Source organism: Nocardia sp. CA-290969, assembly GCF_050936135.1.
In the GTDB taxonomy this organism is placed as follows: Bacteria; Actinomycetota; Actinomycetes; order Mycobacteriales; family Mycobacteriaceae; genus Nocardia.
Map to the genome: position 1 here is coordinate 472,711 of NZ_JBNJNJ010000001.1, position 14,556 is coordinate 487,266.

Annotated in this window: 14 protein-coding genes, 1 other RNA gene and 1 pseudogene; 4 read left to right on the forward strand and 12 right to left on the reverse strand. The window is 68.0% G+C overall.

The annotated features are described in order from the left end of the window. Window positions 1-52 precede the first annotated feature (52 nt). Window positions 53-1,021 carry an SMP-30/gluconolactonase/LRE family protein gene (locus ACQEVO_RS02195; protein WP_432908313.1) on the reverse strand — a complete coding sequence of 323 codons (969 nt, stop codon included), beginning with the start codon at window positions 1,019-1,021 and terminating at the stop codon, window positions 53-55. A 159-nt stretch (window positions 1,022-1,180) separates the two neighbouring features. Here ACQEVO_RS02195 and recQ point away from each other — a divergent pair, with 159 nt between their 5' ends. The 3 genes from recQ (at window position 1,181) to ACQEVO_RS02210 (ending at window position 5,183) form a co-directional block, all read left to right on the forward strand. Beyond that, window positions 1,181-3,040 carry a DNA helicase RecQ gene (recQ, locus tag ACQEVO_RS02200; protein WP_432908315.1) on the forward strand — a complete coding sequence of 620 codons (1,860 nt, stop codon included), beginning with the start codon at window positions 1,181-1,183 and terminating at the stop codon, window positions 3,038-3,040. A 592-nt stretch (window positions 3,041-3,632) separates the two neighbouring features. Beyond that, window positions 3,633-4,136: a hypothetical protein gene (locus tag ACQEVO_RS02205; RefSeq protein ID WP_432908317.1), complete on the forward strand. Its 504-nt coding sequence runs from the start codon at window positions 3,633-3,635 to the stop codon at window positions 4,134-4,136. 63 nt (window positions 4,137-4,199) lie between these two features. Then, complete coding sequence (locus tag ACQEVO_RS02210; RefSeq protein WP_432908320.1) at window positions 4,200-5,183, forward strand: helix-turn-helix transcriptional regulator; 984 nt, start codon at window positions 4,200-4,202, stop codon at window positions 5,181-5,183. A 55-nt stretch (window positions 5,184-5,238) separates the two neighbouring features. Here ACQEVO_RS02210 and ACQEVO_RS02215 read toward each other — a convergent pair whose 3' ends face one another. The 9 genes and pseudogenes from ACQEVO_RS02215 to ACQEVO_RS02255 form a co-directional block, all read right to left on the reverse strand. Next, window positions 5,239-6,258 carry an alpha/beta fold hydrolase gene (locus tag ACQEVO_RS02215; protein ID WP_432908323.1) on the reverse strand — a complete coding sequence of 340 codons (1,020 nt, stop codon included), beginning with the start codon at window positions 6,256-6,258 and terminating at the stop codon, window positions 5,239-5,241. 38 nt (window positions 6,259-6,296) lie between these two features. Next, window positions 6,297-7,298, reverse strand: coding sequence for a PDR/VanB family oxidoreductase (locus ACQEVO_RS02220; protein ID WP_432922282.1), 1,002 nt, complete (start codon window positions 7,296-7,298; stop codon window positions 6,297-6,299). A gap of 80 nt (window positions 7,299-7,378) precedes the next feature. Continuing rightward, window positions 7,379-8,281 (reverse strand): metal-dependent hydrolase, encoded by a 903-nt coding sequence (locus ACQEVO_RS02225; protein ID WP_432908325.1) that lies wholly within the window; start codon window positions 8,279-8,281, stop codon window positions 7,379-7,381. Between the two features lie 178 nt (window positions 8,282-8,459). Beyond that, window positions 8,460-9,094: pseudogene (locus ACQEVO_RS02230) on the reverse strand (DUF2461 domain-containing protein). Between the two features lie 50 nt (window positions 9,095-9,144). Next, window positions 9,145-9,552 carry a hypothetical protein gene (locus ACQEVO_RS02235; RefSeq protein WP_432908328.1) on the reverse strand — a complete coding sequence of 136 codons (408 nt, stop codon included), beginning with the start codon at window positions 9,550-9,552 and terminating at the stop codon, window positions 9,145-9,147. A gap of 118 nt (window positions 9,553-9,670) precedes the next feature. Next, window positions 9,671-10,039, reverse strand: a transfer-messenger RNA (tmRNA) gene (gene ssrA / locus ACQEVO_RS02240). Between the two features lie 86 nt (window positions 10,040-10,125). Next, window positions 10,126-10,599, reverse strand: a complete 474-nt coding sequence (gene smpB, locus ACQEVO_RS02245) for an SsrA-binding protein SmpB (protein WP_280399546.1) — start codon at window positions 10,597-10,599, stop codon at window positions 10,126-10,128. Window positions 10,600-10,648: 49 nt separating this feature from the next. Beyond that, window positions 10,649-10,885 (reverse strand): hypothetical protein, encoded by a 237-nt coding sequence (locus ACQEVO_RS02250; RefSeq protein ID WP_432908331.1) that lies wholly within the window; start codon window positions 10,883-10,885, stop codon window positions 10,649-10,651. A 56-nt stretch (window positions 10,886-10,941) separates the two neighbouring features. Continuing rightward, window positions 10,942-11,139 carry a hypothetical protein gene (locus ACQEVO_RS02255; protein ID WP_280399544.1) on the reverse strand — a complete coding sequence of 66 codons (198 nt, stop codon included), beginning with the start codon at window positions 11,137-11,139 and terminating at the stop codon, window positions 10,942-10,944. Window positions 11,140-11,656: 517 nt separating this feature from the next. Here ACQEVO_RS02255 and ACQEVO_RS02260 point away from each other — a divergent pair. Then, window positions 11,657-12,400 carry an SIR2 family NAD-dependent protein deacylase gene (locus ACQEVO_RS02260; RefSeq protein WP_432908333.1) on the forward strand — a complete coding sequence of 248 codons (744 nt, stop codon included), beginning with the start codon at window positions 11,657-11,659 and terminating at the stop codon, window positions 12,398-12,400. A 28-nt stretch (window positions 12,401-12,428) separates the two neighbouring features. Here ACQEVO_RS02260 and ACQEVO_RS02265 read toward each other — a convergent pair whose 3' ends face one another. Together ACQEVO_RS02265 and ACQEVO_RS02270 are read right to left on the reverse strand one after the other, a co-directional pair. Then, on the reverse strand, window positions 12,429-13,742 hold the full coding sequence (locus ACQEVO_RS02265) for a D-arabinono-1,4-lactone oxidase (RefSeq protein ID WP_432908336.1): 1,314 nt from the start codon (window positions 13,740-13,742) through the stop codon (window positions 12,429-12,431). 68 nt (window positions 13,743-13,810) lie between these two features. Beyond that, window positions 13,811-14,494, reverse strand: coding sequence for a TetR/AcrR family transcriptional regulator (locus ACQEVO_RS02270; RefSeq protein WP_432908339.1), 684 nt, complete (start codon window positions 14,492-14,494; stop codon window positions 13,811-13,813). Window positions 14,495-14,556 lie beyond the last annotated feature (62 nt).

Genomic DNA, 14,556 nt, shown 5'->3' on the forward strand with positions numbered 1-14,556 from the left:
CGGCCACTTTTTGACCTCAATTAGCTCCGGGCCGAAAATTTCTGAATTTCGCTCAGCGCCGAGTGGAGTCCGCCGGGGTCAGGTCGACACCGGGCGGTGGCCGGAGCCGGCGCAGGGTGCCGTCCATGCTGGTGACATACAAGGCCCAGGAATCGCCGTCGCGCGCGATACGGACCGAGGTGGCACCGTCCGGCGGGATACGGACCGGGTCGGGCCGCTTGATCAATCCGGTGATGACGGAGCAGCCGGTCCCGGTGTCCGGATCCACCCGATAGACCGCGCCCGCCAGGTGATCGGCGACGAAGAGATCGCCGTCGCGGGTGGCCTCCATATCGTCGGGCAGGGCGACGAAGTCCGGTAGCCCGGCGACGACCGGTGCCGCCGCCGGCGCGTCCAGCGAGATCCGGAACAGTCGCAGGGTCAGATTGCTCGTATAGATCGACCGGCCGTCGGGCGCCAGCGCCAGGCCGTTCGCCAGCGGCACCGGAGACCAGGTCGGCGTGAACTCGCCGGTCGACGGCCGATAGCGCGAGATCCCCGTCGGCAGGCCGCGCGCACCGATATTGCTGAACAGCAGATCGCCGTCCGGCAGCAGCAGGAGGCCGTTCGGGCCGTTGAGGCCGGTGAGCAGAACGGTCACCTCGCCCGTCCGGATGTCGTAGCGCCGCAGGGTACCGGGGGCCTCCGCGATACCGTCCCCGGTGAGGAAAAACACCGATTCACCGGCCACCCGCACGCCCGCCGGATGATCGAGACCCGTGACCAGCTTCTCGAACTTTCCGTCGGCGGAGAGGTGGGCGAGGTACCCGTCGAGGATGCCGGTGAGGTAGAAACCACCGGCACCGTCGGAATCCAGATTCTCGAGGTTGCCGACCCCCTCGAGCAGCGTCTCGGCTCGCCAGCCGTCCGCGCAGGACGGCGGCAGGATCCGGGCATGCGCGCCGGGCGCGGTGAGCAGCCCCGCCGCCGCGATTGCCAAGGCGCACAGTGCGGAGCGGGCGCGGGTCGAAGTGGGAGCCATGATCGGAAACTACGGGATGCGATCGGCCCGCGCCCGCTGTCGCCGCCACGGCGCAAGGTGGAATCCCGGGTTGTCCACATGGGGACAACCCGGGGTATCGCCGCCGTCGGCGCATCCTTCTCGCGCTGCGGCCGGTGCCGGCGCTCGTAGGATGGCCGCGTGGATACCGCCGAAGACACCGCCGTGGCACCTCCAGCAACCGACGACCCCGCCCACGAGGTGCTACGCCGGGTCTTCGGCTACGACAGTTTCCGCGGCGAGCAGCGCGCAATCGTCGATCAGGTGATCGGTGGCGGCGACGCCCTGGTGCTCATGCCCACCGGTGGCGGCAAATCGCTGTGCTATCAGATTCCCGCACTGGTTCGCGACGGGGTCGGGGTGGTGATATCGCCGCTGATCGCGCTCATGCAGGACCAGGTGGACGCGCTGAGCGCGCTCGGCGTCCGCGCCGGTTTCCTCAACTCCACCCAGTTCCCGGACGAGCGCCGGGCGGTCGAGGCGCAATACGTGGCCGGTGAACTCGATCTGCTGTACCTGGCACCGGAACGGTTGCGGATGGAATCCACGGTCCAGTTGCTCGGACGCGGCCGGATCGCACTGTTCGCGATCGACGAGGCGCACTGTGTTTCCCAGTGGGGCCACGATTTCCGGCCCGATTACCTGGCGCTGTCGGTATTGCACGAACAGTGGCCGGACGTGCCCCGGATCGCGTTGACCGCTACCGCCACGGAGAAAACGCGCGACGAGATCATCGCGCGGCTCGACCTCGCCGGGGCACGACGGTTCGTCGCCAGTTTCGACCGTCCCAATATCCAGTACCGTATCGAGCCGAAGAACCGCCCCGACCGCCAGCTGCTCGATTTCCTGCGCGCCGAACATCCCGGCGACGCCGGAATCGTCTACTGCCTGTCCCGGAATTCGGTGGAGAAGACCGCGGCGTTCCTCACCGAGAACGGTATCCGCGCGCTGCCGTATCACGCGGGCCTCGACCACCGGACCCGCGCCGAGAACCAGGCCCGGTTCCTGCGGGAGGAAGGGCTGGTCATCGTCGCGACCATCGCGTTCGGAATGGGTATCGATAAGCCCGACGTCCGTTTCGTTGCCCACCTCGACCTGCCCAAATCGGTGGAGGGCTACTACCAGGAAACCGGTCGCGCCGGTCGTGACGGTCTGCCGTCCACGGCCTGGATGGTCTACGGGCTACAGGACGTGGTGCAGCAGCGCCGGCTGATCGACTCCTCGGAGGGCGACGCCGCCCACCGCCGGCAGTTGCAGCTGCACCTCGATGCGATGCTGGCCCTGTGCGAAACGGTCGATTGCCGCCGCGCGCAGTTGCTCGCCTATTTCGGTCAGCCCGCACAGCCGTGCGGTAACTGCGATACCTGCCTGAGCCCGCCCGAATCCTGGGACGGAACGGTCGCCGCGCAGAAACTGCTCTCGGCGGTGCTGCGCCTGAAACGGGAGCGCGGCCAGAGCTTCGGTGCCGGCCATCTCATCGATATCCTGCTCGGCAAGAAGAACCAGAAGGTCCAGCAGTACGACCACCACGAATTGAGCGTGTTCGGGGTCGGCGCGGATCTGCGCGACAGCGAATGGCGCGGGGTGGTCCGGCAACTGCTCGCCCAGGGGCTGCTCACGGTGCACGGCGATTACGGCGTGCTCACCCTGACCGAGGCCAGCGAATCCGTTCTCTTCGACGGCCGGACGGTGCGCCTGCGCCGCGAACCCGAACGCCCGACCCCCTCGCGCGCGGCCCGGAGCGCCAAGTCGGCGAAAGCCGCGCCGGTCGAACTGACCGGCGCCGACAACTCCCTGTTCGAAAAGCTGCGCCAGTGGCGGGCCGATACCGCCAAGGAGCAGGGCGTGCCCGCCTATGTGGTCTTCCACGACGCGACCCTGCGCGAGATCGCGGCCCGGAAACCGGGCGATCTGCCGGCCCTCGGTGCGGTGAGCGGTGTCGGCGAGAACAAGCTGGCCCGCTACGGGGAACAGGTGCTCGAGGTCGTCGCGGCGGAGTAACCGGACGGCGAACGATATTGCCTGTGAACAGCTTTCATCCGATGATTCCTCCCGCCAGTGAAGATAGGGGGCTGAACACACCCCCTAGCCTGGCACTATGTCCAGCAAGCGCACTCCGTGGTCACGCTCACGCCACGGGGCGGGCTTGCCCGAGGACCGGTTCGGCCGGCTGGACCCACGAGTCATCCGGGCGGCGCGGGGCGGTTCCGGTGGGCTCGGTGCCCGGGGCCCCGAACCACCCGCTGTCTCTGCCGATCTCCCCGAGACACCGGAGTACAGAAATCCGCTGTCGAAGCCGACAGCTGCGGGGGCCGCGCCCGCCCCGGCCGGTGCAGTCGGAGCGACCACCGATACGGGGGGACCGGAGCCGGCTTCGGGGCGGGTCGAGTCGGCACCGGATTCCGCCGCTCGGCCGCCGGCGGCTGTGCGTGCCGGCGCAGGAACCGGTGCGCGCGCCGCTTCCGGATCACGAGCCGGCGGGTCGAGCCCAGGAGTCGCGACCGGAATGGTTCCCGCGGTCGAACGGGGGCGCGGTCACGAGCAGCCGAGCGCGGCGGGGCATCCCCCTGGAGAAGTCGAAGAATCTCACGGTATGCGGCCACCGGAGGTGCCGGTAGGGGCCGGGCCCGTCTATTGGGGAGGTCACGCACTACTGGGCTTCGTGCTCGGTCTCGGGGTCCTGTTGATCGCCGGTGGTTTCGTACTCGGGCGGGTGACCGGTCCCTCCGAAACGAGTGAACCGGTCGTCACCACCTTCGCCGCTGCCACCCCGGCAACCGGCACGCCCCCGCCCCCGCCGTCCACTGCCGCCCGGCGTCCGCCGGCCGGGCCGGCCTCGCCGGATGTCGGGGTGGGTTTCGTATTCGGCAAGGTCAAGGCCAACGATCGCGGCACTCTCACCGTCCACAGTGAGCTCACCCGGTCCGATATCGTCGTCCACACCGATAGCGGGACCAAGCTCTACGTGCTGATAGCCAGTGATCCCGCCGGTATCGATATCGGAGCTCCGGTGGTGATCTACGGCCGCAAACACGCGGACGGGTCGCTCACCGCCCGGACCATCGGGGGTATCTCCATGCACTGGGCAACCAAGTGAACCGGCCCGGCCGATTCCGGCCAGCGGTCAGAATCCGACCGCAATTCGACGACAATCGAGTGTATGGCGAACACGAGCACCCGGACCCTGCGCCTGCTGTCGCTGCTGCAGACGCACAAGTACTGGCCGGGTAACGAGCTGGCCGACCGGCTCGGCGTCTCGGCGCGCACCCTGCGGCGCGATATCGACCGGCTCCGCGAACTCGGCTATCCCGTGGAAGCGCAACGGGGCGTCGACGGCGGTTATCAGCTCGCGGCCGGCGCGGCGCTGCCGCCGTTGATGGTCGACGACGACGAGGCGGTGGCGCTGGTCATCGGCCTGCAGGCCGCGATGCAGGGCATGGTGGAGGGAGTCGCCGAGCCCTCGGTGCGTGCCCTGGCCAAGGTGATCCAGGTGATGCCGCCGCGGCTGCGCCGCCGGGTGGAAGCGCTCCGGTCGATGACCGTCCCGGCCGCCTGGGGCGACCGGCCCGGACCCGGCCCCGATCCGGCCGCGCTCACCACCGTCGCCCTGGCCTGCCGGGACAGTGAACGTCTACGCTTCGCCTACACCGCCGCCGACGGCCGGTCCAGCGAGCGATATGTCGAGCCGCACCGGCTGGTATCACTGGGGCGCCGCTGGTACCTGGTGGCCTTCGACCTCACCCGTCACGATTGGCGTAGTTTCCGGATAGACCGGCTGACCGGCCCCGCGGGCGACGGTTCCCGCTTCCGTCCGCGCGACCTGCCCACCGCCGATGCGGCCGAATTCGTCCGGGCCGGGGTCGACAATGTCGCGCGGCCGTACCGCATCGAAGCCCTGGTCGAGGCCCCGGCCGAGTTCGTACGCGAGCGGATCGGGCGCTGGAGTTCGGTGGAGGCAGTCGATTCCGGCCGTTGCCGAGTCTCGATGACCACCGATTCGCTGGACTGGCCCACCATGGCGCTGGGGTCGCTGGAGGCCGAATTCCGGGTCCTCGAACCGCCGGAGCTGATCGCTCAGATCCGCGCCTGGAGTGAGCGTTTCGGCCGGGCCCAACCCGGCCCGGTAGAGCTCCCGGCTCCGTGACCGGATCCGCCGGTCCGCGCCGCACGGCGTTCCGTGCCCCGCTCCGGCGGGCTGGCTAGCGCGCCTCGGTGCGCCGAGCCGGCTCGCTCGCGATCCGCAAATGCCGCAGACTGCCGGGCTGTTCACCGCCGCCGGCGCGCTTCGCATCGCCCACAGCGAACTCTCCCCGCTCCACCGCCTCCACCAGTTCAGTGGTCGCGTCGGCGAGAAGATCAGGATGGGAGAACGGCATCCAGTGCCCGGCCGGGATATCGCGGCGCCACAGCCGCGAAACCCACCGGCCCGAATCGTCGTAACCGGCGGGCCGGACCGCGATATCGCGGCCCGCCACGATCAGCTGGACCGGTACGTCGGTCCTGCGCTCGCGCGGTTTCCGCAGGTGCGTGAGGATATTCGCCCGGTAGATGAGCAGGCCGTTCACCATGTCCTGTTTCAGCGTCGGCGCGAAGAAGATCGTCTCCGGCGCGGTGCTGTTCATGATCTGGATGACCTTGCGCCAGCGCTGTTCGGTGGCCAGCAGCCCGAACGCCACGCGGGGCAGACCGGGGGTCATGAAGAAACCGGTGTAGGCGGAGGACAGCAGCTGGGTGAAGGGCTGCCAGATATTGCGCGGGCTGGGCCTTCCGAGCCGATCCCGCACCCATGCGCCGAGATGGTCGAGATTCGGGCCGGATACCGAGGTGAACGAGGCGATACGTTCGGCGGCCTCCGGTTCGCAGACAGCCTCCCAGACCTGCACCGAACCCCAGTCGTGGGCGAGGACGTGCACCGGCCGGTCCGGGCTCACCGCCTCCGCGACCGCGAAGAAATCGGCGGCCAGCTCGGCGAGCCGGAAATCCGCGACCCGTGCGGTGCGAGTGGAGGCGCCGTGCCCGCGCGTATCGTAGGCGACCACATGGAAACGCCGCGCCAGTAGCGGAATCACGCCGTTCCACAGGTGGTGGGTATCGGGCCAGCCGTGCACCAGCACGACGGTTTCGGCGTCCGGATCACCGTATTCGTAGACGGCGAGGTCGAAACCCCGATGGTGCACCGTCCGTTCGGTGGCCGGAAATTCCGAGAGGGATGCCGTCACGTTCGTCTCCTCGTGCTGTCGGCGGTATCGGGTGGGAGTCAGAGGTCGAGCACGAGTCGTCCACCCGCGCAGCGTGATACGCACACCAGCAGGTCGCCGTTGTCGCGTTCGGCCGGGGTGAGGACCTTGTCGCGGTGGTCGGGGGTGCCGGCCGCGACCCGGACCCGGCAGGTGCGGCAGAAACCCTGGCGGCACGAATACGGCTGGTCGGGCCGGTGCTCGAGCAGTACGTCGAGGGCGGAACGGTCCGCGGGCACCTCGATCACCGCGCCGCCGGCGCCCAACTGGATCTCGAACGGCACACCGTTCACGATCGGCGGTGCCGAGAAACGCTCGGAATGCAGCTCCACGCCGGGTATTTCGCGCACCGCGCCGGCGACGGCCGCGACCATCGGCGCGGGGCCACAGCAGTACACAGCGGTGCCGGTGCCGACTCCCGCCAGGAGTTCGGCCGCGGTGGGCAGCCCGTGCCGGTCGTCGGTCCGCACTGTCACGCGCTGGCCGAACTGTTCGGCTTCGCGGAGGAACGGCAGGGTGTCGCGGGCGCGTCCGGTGTACACCAGCGTCCAGTCGATGCCGAGGGATTCGGCCAGTCGAACCATCGGCAGGATCGGGGTGATGCCGATACCCCCGGCCAGGAAACGCACCCGCTGCGCCGGCGACCCGTACCCCGGGACCGCGAACGGGAACGCGTTGCGTGGCCCGCGCACCACCAGCGCGGTGCCGACCGGGATGTTGTCGTGTATCTCGGCGGATCCACCGCCGCCCGGTATGCGGCGCACCGCGATCCGGTAGCTCCGGGTATCGCCGGGGTCACCGCACAGCGAGTACTGCCGCAGCCGTCCGGACGGCAATTCGACATCCAGATGCGCCCCGGGACGCCACGGCGGCAGCTCACGCCGGTCGGGTGCGGCCAGCCGCAGGCTCACCACCTCTTCGCCGGATGCCTCGACCCGGCGTTCGGTGACCACCACGGGAATCCGCCGGTCGTCCACGCGCGGTACCAGTTCGCGCCGGTTGGTCACCGCCGTCCAGTGCAGCCGGGCACCGACGACGGCGTCGAGCACTCGCAGCGTCCGATCCCGCCGCCTTCTGCCGTGCAGGTCGGCCGGTAGCGGTATCACGAGGCCGCCCGGGCCGCGGGCGATTGCGCCAGGTAGGCGATGGCCTGCGCGGTGGAACCCACCGATTCCGGGCTGTAACCGGGGCGGAAGGTCGACAGCGCACTGACCAGCAGAGCTGGGATACCGGGCAACGCGCCGCGCCGCATCGACGCCAGGATCCGCAGCAGCAGACGCGGATATCCGAGGTCGGGCAGGGTGGGGTCGCGGTGCACCAGGTATTTGGTCCCGCGGACCAGCAGCACCAGGAACGACGGGAAGACCAGCAGCATCACCGCGCCGCGGCGGAGGTATCCGACACCGAAGTATTCGGCGACGTCATGGGCGACATTGCGATGTTCGACCTCTTCGGCGCCGTGCCAGCGGTACAGGTCGAGCATGCGCGGGTCCGCGTCGAATTTCTCCAGGTCGCTGTTGAGCACCCAATCGCCGAGAAACGCGAAAAAGTGTTCCAGCGCGGCGATCACGGCCAGCCGGTCGACCAGTTGCTGCCGCCCCGCCCGGGTGTTCGTGGACCGCCGCGGGCCGATGGTCTTACGGAACACATATTCGGCCTGTTCCAGATACGGTCCGGGGTCGATCCCGTTCGCGGCGAGCAGCATCTCGTGTGACCCCGCATGCGTTTCCGCGTGCATGGATTCCTGTCCGATGAAACCGAGCATGTCCTCGCGCAGCTTGGTGTCCCGGACGAACGGCAGCGCCTCACCGAATGTCGTCAGGAAACTGCGCTCGCCTTCCGGCAGCAGCAGGTTCAGGGCATTGAGCACATGCGAGGCGATCGGATCGGTTTTCATCCAGTGCAGCGGGAGACCGGTCCAGTCGAACCGGACGTCACGGGCGGTGAGCGCGACCCGTCCCGGGTCGGTCACCCGCCCGGAGGCATGGGTGTGGAACGGCCTCATCGATCCTCCTCGATCGTCACCGGCACCGGCGGCGAGGTCACGGGGACCCGCGAACGCCGGTACATGTGACGATACACATTAGTAGGACGACGAGTAACAGACAATGGGGCCGACGGCTATCGTTCCGGCGGCTCCATGCCGCCACCAGGTTCAGCAGGCCGGGGAAGCGGCCGGCGACTCAGTTCCCGACGACGGCGCCCAGCCATTCCACGAAAGGGCGCAGGGATTCCCACGAGGTGCGGATCTCCGTGGCAGCTCGCGGCGTTTCCAGCCAGTCAGGAGAACCGAATTCCCGGCTGACCGTCAGCGATTTGTGCCGGAGCAGATCGATGCGCGGGTGGTCGGGGGATAGCCCTTGGGGCGGGTCTTCAGCTTGTCGCCGCCCAGGGTGTATCCGGCTGCGACGAGCCTGTCCACGATCTGCTCGAGTTCGGCGCCGCGCACATCGTCGTCGAGGGTGGTGCGCAGACGGGCCAGCTGTTCCGGTGTGGCGGAGTACAGGCCACCGGCCACGAACAGCCCGGGCGCGCCGATCTGGACATACCAGCCGACGCCCGGAGCCGTATGCACCACAGCGCCCTGATGGGTCTTGTACGGCGATTTGTCCTTGGAGAACCGCACGTCGCGATAGGGGCGGAAGAGCTTTGCCGGGCCGAACTCGGGTTCGAGCACGGTGATCAGCGCGGTCATCGGCCGCTTCACGGCCTCCTCGTACACGTGCTTGTTGGCGGTCCAGAACGTCCTGGAGTTGTCGGCCTCGAGATCCTCGTAGAAGTCCGGCCCCGCGATCGGGAACCCCGCGAACTCGCCCATGACGTCGAACCTATCGCCCGGCGCGGGAACGGCGACGGGCAGCCGCCCGGTCAGTCCCGGGGTTCGTCGTGAACCTCCATGGCCGCGGCCTCCGCGGGGCGAGTGTCCTCGGCGCGTAGTTCTTCGCGGCGCCGGCGCCGGCTCCACTCCTGATCGAGTTCGCGGGCGATGCCCAAGCGGCCGGTGTCGTCGTTCTCGTGATAGCGGATGACCAACTCCGCCGGCGGATCGGTGATATAACGCTCGTACTCGCGGACCTCGTCGGCCTGATCGTCGTCGCCCAGGTCGTAGTCCAGGTCCTCGTGGTCCTCGTCGCCGATATCGAGCACCTCGTCCATCACCCGGTATCCGGAACCCACCCCGGCATGCTCTCGACCGGGATCGCGCAAATCGGCCATGGCGCCCACCTCTTTCGCAGCCGGGTCGCCGGTGGCGACCACCGTGAGCTGTACTTCCACGCTACCGCCGACCGCGGGTATGGGCGTTCGCGACCCCCGGCCCGATGCGGCACGTGGCAGATGCCCGGATTTCGTGCCGGGTACGACAAAGGCCCGGTCCGTGTGGACCGGGCCTGCCGAGTGGAGCTGCCGGGAATCGAACCCGGGTCCTCCGCCGCGTCTCCAGGGCTTCTCCGTGTGCAGTTCGCTCTGCCTCTACTCGGATCTCCCGGTCTCGCGAACAAGCCGGGATGACGATCCCAGTCGCTGTGAGATGTCCCGCGTTACTCCGCGACCGAGTCGCGCGGTGAGCCCTCTAGCTGATGCCGGCACCGAAGCCGAGGGCGAACCTCGGGCCGACAGAGACGCTATCGCTTAGGCAGCGAGAGCGTACTCGCGCTGATGAGAATCGGCGCTTAATTGGTTGCAACGACGCTTACGGTGGTCTCTTGCCTGCACCGACACGCTTCCCCTGAATCTACGTACGCAGTCGAAACCGTTCAGCCCCGTACGTCCCGGCACCTTGCCGGGCCAGTCATATTAACACCTGGAGCACGGTCGTTCATTCCCGTTTTCCCGGTGCCGTCCGTCCGGTCAGCGCATCCCCTTGATGCGCCGGCCGATCTCGCGGGTGACCTCGCGCTCGGCGGTGCGCCGGGCCAGGTCCTGCCGCTTGTCGTAGTCCTGCTTACCTTTGGCGAGGGCCAGTTCGACCTTCACCTTGCCGTCGGAGAAGTACATCGACAGCGGGACCAGCGTCTGGTTGCCCTCCCGCGATTTGCCGACGAGCCGTTCGATCTCCCGTTTGTGCAGCAGTAGTTTGCGGACCCGCCGCGGTGCGTGGTTGGTCCAGGTGCCGTGGCTGAACTCCGGGATGTGCAGGCCACGCAGCCAGACCTCCCCGTTGTCCACGGTCGCGAAGGCGTCCACCAGTGAGGCCTTGCCCTCACGCAGACTTTTGACCTCGGTACCGACCAACGCGATCCCGGCCTCGTAGGTGTCCAGGATCGTGTAGTTGTGCCGCGCCCGGCGGTTGGTCGCGATGACCTTGCGCCCCTTCTCCTTCATGCCGACAACCTTAAAGCGCTGGAGCAACCGGATTATTCCCGGCCGTCGCTCAGCCGGGTTGCAGCAGCAGGTAGAGGGTCAAGACCGCGAGGAAGGCGGTGACGAGCAGGACGGTGGACCATCGGGGCCGGCGAGTGCCGCGGGGGCGCGTGCGCCGGTCCAGCCAGCCGATCTCCACGACCGGATCGGTGGCCGGAATATACGGTGCCGCGTCGACGGGTTCGGGCGCGGGGCCCGGGCCGCTGTCGCCGCTGCTGGTCTCGTCGGACCCGTCCCCGGATGCCATGCTCGCAGGCTAGTCCTGCGGACAGGTATTCGGGAACGGGGCGCGCGGATCCGTGATCAGCGAGGAGATCGCAAGATGCGCAGCGTGATCCCCAAACCGACGAGGATGCTGGCGGTGGCGATGAGTGCGGTCGAGAACGATTGGGTGATGGCGGCGATTCCGGTACCGAAAATGAGGCAGGTGGCTAGCGCCAGCAATGCGGTGCCCCATTCCATACCGGCGATCCGGGCGGGTCGGTTACGCAGTGCTGTCATGTCTTTCGGATACCCAGCCGGGTGGGTTACCAAACCGTTATTGCCGTAGTGCGTGGCCGATCGGTACTCGACTCGCAGGTCTGCCGTACGGGGTGCGCGGTGGCTGGCCATGGCAGATACCTCCGTCTCGGTGTGGGCGCGGCAACTGTGTTCACCGTAACGGACAAATCTCCGCACGGATACCGGGTAGCAAATCTCGAGACAACCATCACAGGCGGTGCGGTCGCATTGTGCGATTTCGTGGTCACGACGTGATAATTCGGTAAAAATCGCAGTTCAGAGGCGTTCGGTATGACCGACTCGCGGAAAACAAACCTACGGATTCTTTCGGGCGTGTCCGGCGTGAACGGATCCAGTTTTTCGTTTGCTGAAAATTAACTGCCGGGCGGGTAGGTGACCGCACCGAGATGGCGGTGAAGCCGGCTGCCTAAGCTTGTGGTATGCGGATTTCCTCCCGGCGCGCACCGCGCTCGCGCGTCCTCTCCCGCCGGTCGGATTCGGTTCCGGAGGTCCGCCGGTGACTTCGTGGCACGAACGCGACGGCCGTATCGCCGTGCTGACCGGCGCGGGTATCTCCACCGACAGTGGTATCCCCGATTTCCGCGGACCTCGCGGAGTATGGACCGAGGACCCGGTGGCGGAACTGCTGTCCACCTACGACAACTACATGGCCGACCCGGCGCTGCGTGTGCGGTCCTGGGAGGCGCGCCGCAACAACCCCGCCTGGGGTGCCGAACCCAACCCCGCACATCTCGCGCTGGTGGATCTGGAACGCGCCGGCCGGGCCCTGACGATCGTCACCCAGAACATCGACAGGCTCCATCAGCGGGCCGGTTCGAACCCGAAGCGGGTGATCGAAATCCACGGCAATATGTTCGATGTGGTCTGCGTGGACTGCGGATACACCGCGAGCATGGCCGAAACACTCGACCGCGTCGGCATGGGGGAACCGGACCCGCCGTGCCCGGAGTGCGGTGGGATCCTGAAGGCCGATGTCATCATGTTCGGCCAGGCGCTGGATCACCGCACACTCCTGAAAGCCACCCTGGCGGCGGAGACGGCGGATATCTTCCTCGCCGTCGGCACATCGCTCCAGGTCGAACCGGCCGCTTCGCTGTGCGGGCGGGCGGTGGCCGCGGGCGCGGCGTTGATCATCGTGAACGCCGAACCCACCCCGTACGATTCGCTGGCGACCGAGGTCGTGCGCGAACCCATCGGCACCGCGCTACCCCGGTTGGTCGAGCAGATCCTGGCGCACTGAGCGGGACCCCGCCGCGGCAACCGGCCTCCTATTCCGGTGCGCTGGCGGAAACGGGTCCGAGTACCCGGTCCAGGTAGTCGTTGGCGAACCGGCCGTCCGGGTCGTAGTGGCGGCGGACCGCGGCGAAACGATCCCAGTCCGGGTAGCGCGGGCGCAAGGTCTCCGCGGTCTGGTAGTGCCGTTTGCCCCAGTGCGGGCGGCCGTCGTAGCGATCGAATACGGCTTCGCAGGCGCGGAAGAACGGCTCGTGCGCCATGCCCTCGTACTGGTGCACCGCGATATAGCAGGTCGCGCGACCGCCCGCGGGGGAGAGGAACGCGTCGTCGCCCGCCACCCAGCGCACCTCGATCGGCATCGGGGTGTCGAAACGTTTCGCGGTCTCCTTGATCTCGCGGATCGCTTCGGCTGAGTGTTCGCGGGGGATCGCGTATTCCATTTCGGTGAACCGGAACAGCCGGGGGCTGGTGAATACCCGGTAGGAGCGGTCCACTTGGCGCCGGTAGCTGAAGGCGTAGGCCGCGGCCCGCTGGACCGGCGGAATCACCGCGGGCCGGCGGCGTGCCAGTCGGCACAGGGCGTCGCTGACGTGATTGGACACGGCGATATCGGCGAACCAGTCGACGAGTTTATGCCGGGGCGCGGGCGGCAGGTCGACCCGATTGTTGCGTTTGGTCATGGCGATCGGGCTGTGGGCGAACATGTAGAACTCGAAATGCTCGTTGCCGTCGACATAGGAATCCAGGTCGCTCAGGACCTCTTCGACCGGTACCGGCCGTTCCACCCCCTCGAGGACGAACGAGGGCACCAGCCGCAGGGTGAACGCGGTGACCACGCCGAGCGCCCCGACGCTCACCCGTGCCGCCCGCCACGCCTCGGAACCCGAGTCCGCGGAAAGCTCGACAGTCCTGCCGTCGGCCGTCATCAGCTCCACCGTGTGCAGTTGCGCGGAGAGATTCGGTAGTTCGGCGCCGGTGCCGTGGGTGCCGGTGGCGGTGGCGCCGGCGATGGTCTGCGCATCGATATCGCCGAGGTTCGGGAAGGCGAGTCCGTGCTTGTCCAGTTGCTCGTTGAGGGCCGCGAGGGTCATCCCGGCCTGGACCCGGGCCAGGCCGGTGTCGCGGTCGACCTCGAGCACGCGGTTCATCCGGGACAGATCCAGTAACAGGCCGTCGGTGAGGCAGGTATCGGTGAACGAATGTCCCGAGCCCACCGCGCGCACGCGATGCCCGGCGGTGGTGGCGCGGGCGAGTTCTCCGGCCAGTTCGGCGGGATCGCGCGGTGCGGCCAGCCGCGCCGGTGCACACCGCTGATCACCGGCCCAGTTCACCCATGAGTTGGTCACATGTCCAACACTAGGGGATGGGGACGGCTCACGCAGGGGAAACTTCCGAGGAGAACACGGAGTGGGATTCAGCGGCGGCGGACCGCGCACGGGCCCGGTTTGGCGGCCTTGGCCTGCTCGACCTGCGCGAGGCTCAGCGCGTTCACGCCCAGTGCCTGTGGCGGCGTACTCGCGGCCCGAATGCCGTTGAGAGTGATCGCCATATAGCGACGCCAGATATCGGAATCGACGGGGCGCGCGAACTCGGCGAGTGAATCGACCATATAGATCAACGCGAACAGGTCCGTGGCCTCGATCCCCGGCTGCACCACACCGGCGTCCCGCGCCCGCTCCATCACCGCCGCCACCGCGGGGCCGATCTGCTCCCGCGGGTAAGCCAGGCGTTCGGGATCGTCATGCATTTCGAGCATTACTTCGCTGAAGCCGCGGTTGGTCGCCATATGCCGGCACGCGTACTCGAACAGGCGCACCACGCCCTCCCACGGATCCTCCGCGGCGAGCGCCTCCCGCGCCGCCTCGGCGAATTCGCGGACGTGCCCGGCGAACACCTCGGAAATGAGTTCGCGCTTATTGGCGAACCGGCGGTACACGGTGCCCACTCCGACCCCCGCGCGCTCGGCCACATCGTCGAGCGTGATCTCGAGTCCACGGTCGGCGAACAGCTCCCGGGCCGCATCGATGATCCGCTGGTGATTACGCGCCGCATCCACCCGGAGACGGCGCGTCCGGGGCGCAGTGGTGGCGAGGTTCACATGCGGAATGGTAGCAAGCTACGAATTAAGCGCGAACCGTTTCGATCCGGGCGAACGTAAAA

What these genes read in the sequence shown, in the direction of transcription:
- ACQEVO_RS02195 (WP_432908313.1), bottom strand. Translation starts at nt 1,021, where the DNA reads ATGGCTCCCACTTCGACCCGCGCCCGCTCCGCACTGTGCGCCTTGGCA.
- ACQEVO_RS02205 (WP_432908317.1), top strand. Translation starts at nt 3,633, where the DNA reads ATGCGGCCACCGGAGGTGCCGGTAGGGGCCGGGCCCGTCTATTGGGGA.
- ACQEVO_RS02210 (WP_432908320.1), top strand. Translation starts at nt 4,200, where the DNA reads ATGGCGAACACGAGCACCCGGACCCTGCGCCTGCTGTCGCTGCTGCAG.
- ACQEVO_RS02225 (WP_432908325.1), bottom strand. Translation starts at nt 8,281, where the DNA reads ATGAGGCCGTTCCACACCCATGCCTCCGGGCGGGTGACCGACCCGGGA.
- smpB (WP_280399546.1), bottom strand. Translation starts at nt 10,599, where the DNA reads ATGAAGGAGAAGGGGCGCAAGGTCATCGCGACCAACCGCCGGGCGCGG.
- ACQEVO_RS02250 (WP_432908331.1), bottom strand. Translation starts at nt 10,885, where the DNA reads ATGGCATCCGGGGACGGGTCCGACGAGACCAGCAGCGGCGACAGCGGC.
- ACQEVO_RS02255 (WP_280399544.1), bottom strand. Translation starts at nt 11,139, where the DNA reads ATGACAGCACTGCGTAACCGACCCGCCCGGATCGCCGGTATGGAATGG.